A 6,189-nucleotide genomic window follows, 5' to 3' on the forward strand; every position below is an offset into this window, starting at 1 on the left:
TTGACGTCTGATTCCGGTATTAGAACTGCCAGCGCAGGACCGGATGGCGTGCCGCTTCGGTTTCGTCGGGACGCGCGATCACGGTGCTGTGCGGTTTGGCGTGGAATTCTTCCGCGCCCTTGGCCTTGGCTTCTTCGACGATCTTCTGCAGAGCGTCGACAAAGCCGTCGAGCGTTTCCTTGGACTCGGTCTCCGTCGGCTCGATCATCAGCGCCTCGTGGACGATGAGCGGGAAGTAGGTCGTGGGCGGATGATAGCCGGCGTCGATCAGGCCTTTGGCGACGTCCATGGTGGACACGCCGGTCTCGTGCTTGAGCTCGCTGCCGTCGGCCACGAACTCGTGCTTGCAGAAGCCGTTGACGGCGAGCGGGTAGAACTTCCCGATCTTCGCGGCCAGATAGTTGGCGTTCAGAACGGCGATGTCGGAAACTTCCTTCAGCCCGGCGGCGCCGAGGTTGCGGATGTACGCGTAGGCGCGCACCAGCACGCCGAAGTTGCCGTAGAAGCTGCGCACGCTGCCGATGCTCTTGGGATGCTCGGCCTTCGTCTCCAACGTATAGGCGCCGTCCTTGCGGACCACGATGGGCGTGGGCAGATAGGGCAGCAGCTTCTCGTTGACGCCGACCGCGCCCGCGCCGGGGCCGCCGCCGCCGTGCGGCGTGCTGAAGGTCTTGTGCAGGTTGAGGTGCAGCACGTCGAAGCCCATATCGCCGGGGCGCACCTGACCGACGATGGCGTTGGCGTTGGCGCCGTCGTAGTAGCACAGGCCGCCGGCCTTGTGGATCATGTCGGTCAGCTCGAGGATGTTCTTCTCGAAGATGCCCAGCGTGTTGGGGTTGGTCAGCATCAGCCCGGCCACGGTGTCGTCCATCAGCTTGGCCAGCTCGTTCAGGTCGACCATGCCGTCCTTGTCGGAAGGCACGGCCACCGGCTCGAAGCCGGTGACGGTGGCCGAAGCGGGGTTGGTGCCGTGGGCCGAATCGGGGACGATGATCTTGGTGCGCTTGAGGTCGCCGCGGTCTTCGTGGTACTTCTTGATCAGCATCAGGCCGGTCTGTTCACCGTGAGCGCCGGCGGCCGGCTGCAGCGTGACGGCCGCCATGCCGGTGATCTCCGCCAGCATCGCGGACAGGTCGTGGATCAGGCCGAGCGCGCCCTGTACGGTGCTCTCCGGCTGCAGCGGGTGGATGCGGGCGAAGCCGGGCAGACGGGCGGCCGCTTCGTTGATCTTGGGATTGTACTTCATGGTGCAGGAACCGAGCGGATAGAATCCTTCGTCGACGGAGAAGTTGAGATGGGACAGGCGCGTGAAGTGGCGCACCACATCCACTTCCGCCATCTCCGGCAGACGGGGAGCTTCCGCGCGGGCCATGCCGCCAAGGGCGTTCGCCGGCGCGGCGGGAACGTCGAGCCTGGGCAGCGAGTAACCGACGCGGCCGGGACGGCTGGCTTCGAACAGAGATTCAACAGGGCGGAGCATTAGCGGTCACCTCCTGCGGCGATCGACACAAGGCGGTCGATTTCTTCCTTCGTGCGCTGTTCGGTCACAGCCAGCAGCCAGGCGTTGCCGAGTTCGGGATGGCTCTTCGAGAGGTCGAGGCCGCCGAGGATCCCGGCCTCGAGCAGGCGGGCGTTGAGGCTGGCGACCGGTTCGCCGCAGATCAGCACGACTTCGCGGAACGCGGGAGCGCCGGCGAAAGCCGGACGGAACTTGCCGGTCTTGACCAGAGCGTCCACGGCGTAGGCCGTCTTGGCGAGGATCCGCTCGTCCACTTCGCGCAGTCCCCGCGGCCCCATCAGACTGAGATAGACCGAGGCGGCGACGATGCACAGATTCTGATTGGAGCAGATGTTCGACGTGGCCTTCTCGCGGCGGATGTGCTGCTCGCGGGCCTGCAGGGTGAGCACGTAGCAGTTGCGCCCCTTGACGTCCTTGGTCCGGCCGACGATGCGGCCGGGCATCTTGCGCATCAGTTTTTTCGTGGCGGCCATAAAGCCGAAAGCGGGGCCGCCGAAGCTGACGCTGCTGCCCACGCTCTGTCCGTCGCCGACGACCACGTCCGCGCCGAACTCGCCGGGAGCCTTGAGGCAGCCCAGCGCCAGCAAGTCGGTGGAGACGATCAGCAGCGCCTTGGCGGCGTGCAGCTCGTCGGCCAGACCGGTCAGATCCTCGACGACGCCGAAGAAGCTGGGCGTCTGCAACAGCAACGCCGCCACGTCGCCCTTGGACAGTTCGGCGTTTAGGGCTTCGCGATCGAGCTGACCATTCTTGCAGGGCAGGACGGTCAGTTCATAGCCGCGACTCCAGCAGTAGGTGCCGAGCACGCGGACCGTTTCGGGATTGACGCTGCACGATACGAGCAGGCGCGAACGGCGCGTTTCGGCGGCCGCGATCACCATCGCTTCGGCGGCGGCGGTGGCGCCGTCGTACATCGAAGCGTTGGAGACTTCCATGCCGGTCAGCTCGCAGACCATGGTCTGGTACTCGAAGATGGCCTGCAGCGTGCCCTGAGCCGCTTCCGGCTGGTAGGGCGTGTAGCTGGTGGTGAACTCGCCGCGCGAAACGATCGTATCGACGGCGGCAGGGATGAAATGGTCGTAGGAGCCGGCGCCGAGGAAGCAGGTCAGCTCGTCAAGGTTCTTGTTCTTTCCCGACAGCGCGCGCAGATGGCGCGCCAATTCAGGCTCGGAAAGCGCCTCGGGCAGGTCGAGCGCCTTGGCCAGGCGGACCTGAGCGGGAATATCCGAGAACAGTTCGGCGATCGACGCGACGCCGATGACGTCGAGCATCGCGCGGCGATCAGCCTCGGTGTTGGGGATATATTGACTCATAAAGTTGAACACCTCCATTGATCGGCTCAAAAATCACGGTCTTCCGGCGGGAAATCTCGTCCGGAAAGCGACAGCCCTGTCTCCGGACGAGACTTCCCGTAGCGGAACTACGCCTCCGCTTCTTCCTTCTCCACCAGCGCCTGATAGGCGGCGGCGTCGAGCAGGTTATCCATTTCCTTCAGGTCGGCGGGCTTCAGCTTGACCATCCAGCTGCCGTACGGATCGGCGTTGACTTTTTCGGGAGCGTCCTCAAGCTCGGAGTTGACCTCCACCACCGTGCCGGACACGGGGGCGAACACGTCGTTGGCGCCCTTGACGGACTCGGCGATCACGGTGGCTTCGTGAGCCTTCACTTCGCGGTCGACGTCGGGCAGCTCGATGTAAACGAGGTCGCCCATGGCGTGCTGCGCGTGGTCGGTGATGCCCATCAGGCCGAAGCCGTCGGCGTCGATCTTGATCCACTCGTGGTCCTTGGTGTACTTCAGCTCAGGCAGAACTTTGGTCGTCATTGTCAGTATCCTCCTCAAAAATTTTTGTTGATTCGCTCGATGCGTTTTCAGCGCGAACGCCGCGTTACTTCTTGTAGCTCTTCTTGTAGAAGGGCTTCTTCACCACTTCGGCCTTCTTGGCCTTGCCGCGGATCACGATCCACAGGTTCTCGCCCACAGCCGGCGCGGGCACGTTCACAAGGCAGTTGGCCAGGTTGGCGTCCAGTGAGGGGCCGTAGCCGCCCGTGGTGACCACGCCGATGACATTGCCGTCCTTGTCGGCTACTTCCATCTCGTGGCGCGGCACGCCCTTGTCGATCAGCTTCGCGGCCACGATCTTGCGCTTCAGGCCGTCGGCCTTCTGCTGCTTGAGCACCGGCTGGCCGATGAAGCCGCCCGCCTTGTCGACCTTGACGAAGAAGCCGAATCCGGCTTCCAGCGGTCCGAGCGTGTCGGTAAATTCCTGCCCGCACAGCGGCAGCCCGGCCTCGAAGCGAAGGCTGTCGCGCGCGCCCAGGCCGATCGGCATCAGGCCGAGGTCCTTGCCGGCCTCCATAACGATGTTCCACAGCTCGGCGCCCTTGCTCCAGTCTACGTAGATCTCGAAGCCGTCCTCGCCGGTGTAGCCGGTGCGGCTGACGATGGCCTTGATGCCCCCCACGTCGACGGGATCCTTGAAGTGGAAGAATTCCAGCGCCGCGGGATCGAAATCGACGATCTTCCTGAGGATCGCCTCGGCGTTGGGACCCTGCAGCGCCACTTCGGCCGTCTGCATGGAGATGTTCTCGATCTTCACGCCGTCGGTCAGGTGGTCGTTGAACCAGGCCCAGTCCTTCTCCACGTTCGCCGCGTTGATGACGAGCAGATAGCGCTCCCTGGTGTAGCGGTAGACCAGCAGGTCGTCGACGACGCCGCCCGTGGGGGTGCACATGATGTTGTACTGCACCTGTCCGTCGTGCATCTCCGTCACGTCGTTGGTGACGAGGCCGGAGATCCAGGCTTCGGCCCTGGGGCCGACCACCGTCACTTCGCCCATGTGGGAAACGTCGAACAGACCGGCCTTGGAACGCACGTTCAGGTGCTCGGTCTTGATGCCCGTCGCTTCGTACTGCACCGGCAGCTCCCAGCCGCCGAAATCGACCATGCGGCCGCCGGCGGCCACGTGGCACTCGTACATCGGGGTTCTCTTCATCTTTTGACCTCCTGCTTTCTCAAAAGGCGCCGCCTGCGCGGCAGCGCCGCCAATCCCCGGCACCCACAAGGATGCCTGTTTTTACAAAAAACGCGTCCGTCCGCAAGGGGCGGACTGAAATACGCTGAAATCCGCGCCGTTATGCCTGCAGCGCCGGATGCTCGCGGAACCACACGGCCAGATCGCCCATTTCCGCCTGCTGCGGGAACGCGCGTTCCAGCGCTTCCGCCAAGACGTTCCAGTCAAAAGCCTGTCCGTCCAGGCAGCGTTCCGCCGCCTGGATCAGTTCGCCGTCCATGGCGTCGGAAAAGACGCGCAGATCCTTCACCGCAGCGTCTTCGATGTCGAAGCACAGCTGCACGCCGCCCCAGGCGAAACGGCGGCGCAGCGCGGCCTCGCACTGCGGCGATCGCCCCAGCAGCCACTCGCGGCTGCCGTAACGGGCGTACAGTTCGCGGTACAGGTCGTCGTCCGGCAGCGAGTTTTCGCGCGTCACGCGATCGCCACCGTACTCCGCCAGAAAGGCTTCTTCCAGCGGCGCGTACATCTTCTCCACCGTCAGCGACGGGGCCGCTTCCTTCAGATTGACGACGCGGGACGCCACCGATTTGACGCCCTTGCTCTTGAGCTTTTCGGGATCGACGTTGAGGTAGCGCGGCAGCACCGACATGTTGGAATCGACCAGCAGCGTTCCGTGATGCAGCCCGACGCGCCTCGTCAGCTGATAGGCGTTGCCGGAAAATTTGCGGCCGTCCACGGTCAGGTCGTTGCGCCCGGTGAACTCCGCGTTCACGCTCAGCGCCCGCAGCGCCGACAGGATCACGTTGAGCTGCCGCGTCATGTCGTAATGCCCGCGCGGCACGACGAAGGAGAAGTTCAGATTGCCCAGGTCGTGATAGACCGCGCCGCCGCCCGTCGAACGGCGGGCCAGCGTCACGCCTTCCTTCTCCATCAGTTCGATGCGGCACTCGGCCCAGGCGTTCTGATTGCGCCCGATCACCACGGTATGGGCGTTCTGCCAGAGATAAAAGATCGCTTCGTCGTCCGCGCAGTTTTTCGTCAGATATTCTTCCCAGGCGAGATTTCTCCACGGATTGCACACCGGCGAGCGAACCAGGCGGGCCCTGACAATGTCCATAAAATTCTCCTCTCGTGCGCGCGATTTTTTTACATCCACATCGATACATCAATCCGACGCAAGTTTCTTCAATCGCCGTAAAATAATATTACCTCTAAGACAATATAATCATAAATTACCCGTCCGTTTTTTTCAAGCAAGAACCCCGCGAATCATAGTAATCAAACTAGAAATAATCTACACCGACAAGTGCGAATATTCGCACTTGAGATTTTTCTTTAAGGCGCTGAAAGTAAGAAATCATGGCATTGTTTGATTTGTAAGTTAGAGTCATGCAACTCACACTATTGAAGCAAAAAGAGATTTTCCCGCGGCGCTGCTCAGAGACAGTTTTTATTCCCGCGTCACACGAAATCGTCGGCGACGCCATAGGCCGTCCGTGGACGGAAAACCGTAAAGAATCGCCCCTGTCAATAGCCAATAAAAATGTCACCATAACTGCTCATTAAAAAAGTCACCCCCTCACACTCTCATCACAGCAAGACACCTCGAAAGAACTCCCCATCGTGCCGCCATAACAACGTCTACGCGAACGTACA

At 62.3% G+C, this 6,189-nt stretch carries 5 protein-coding genes; all 5 read right to left on the reverse strand.

The features are described 5' to 3' along the window. Positions 1 to 19: 19 nt before the first annotated feature. Positions 20 to 1,480 (reverse strand): aminomethyl-transferring glycine dehydrogenase subunit GcvPB, encoded by a 1,461-nt coding sequence (gene gcvPB, locus D7D26_RS05405; RefSeq protein ID WP_120372340.1) that lies wholly within the window; start codon positions 1,478 to 1,480, stop codon positions 20 to 22. Then, positions 1,480 to 2,832, reverse strand: coding sequence for an aminomethyl-transferring glycine dehydrogenase subunit GcvPA (gene gcvPA, locus D7D26_RS05410; protein WP_199674701.1), 1,353 nt, complete (start codon positions 2,830 to 2,832; stop codon positions 1,480 to 1,482). Before gcvPA ends, gcvPB begins: the two co-directional genes overlap by 1 nt. Before the next feature lie 107 nt (positions 2,833 to 2,939). Then, positions 2,940 to 3,341 carry a glycine cleavage system protein GcvH gene (gene gcvH, locus D7D26_RS05415; protein ID WP_120372342.1) on the reverse strand — a complete coding sequence of 134 codons (402 nt, stop codon included), beginning with the start codon at positions 3,339 to 3,341 and terminating at the stop codon, positions 2,940 to 2,942. 64 nt (positions 3,342 to 3,405) lie between these two features. Then, the gene (gene gcvT, locus D7D26_RS05420; RefSeq protein ID WP_120372343.1) at positions 3,406 to 4,512 is read right to left on the reverse strand and encodes a glycine cleavage system aminomethyltransferase GcvT; all 1,107 of its coding nucleotides are present in this window, start codon (positions 4,510 to 4,512) and stop codon (positions 3,406 to 3,408) included. Between the two features lie 139 nt (positions 4,513 to 4,651). After that, positions 4,652 to 5,650 (reverse strand): lipoate--protein ligase, encoded by a 999-nt coding sequence (locus D7D26_RS05425; protein WP_120372344.1) that lies wholly within the window; start codon positions 5,648 to 5,650, stop codon positions 4,652 to 4,654. Positions 5,651 to 6,189: the final 539 nt, after the last annotated feature.

The sequence above is a fragment of the Pyramidobacter sp. CG50-2 genome (assembly GCF_003612005.1).
Lineage (GTDB): Bacteria > Synergistota > Synergistia > Synergistales > Dethiosulfovibrionaceae > Pyramidobacter.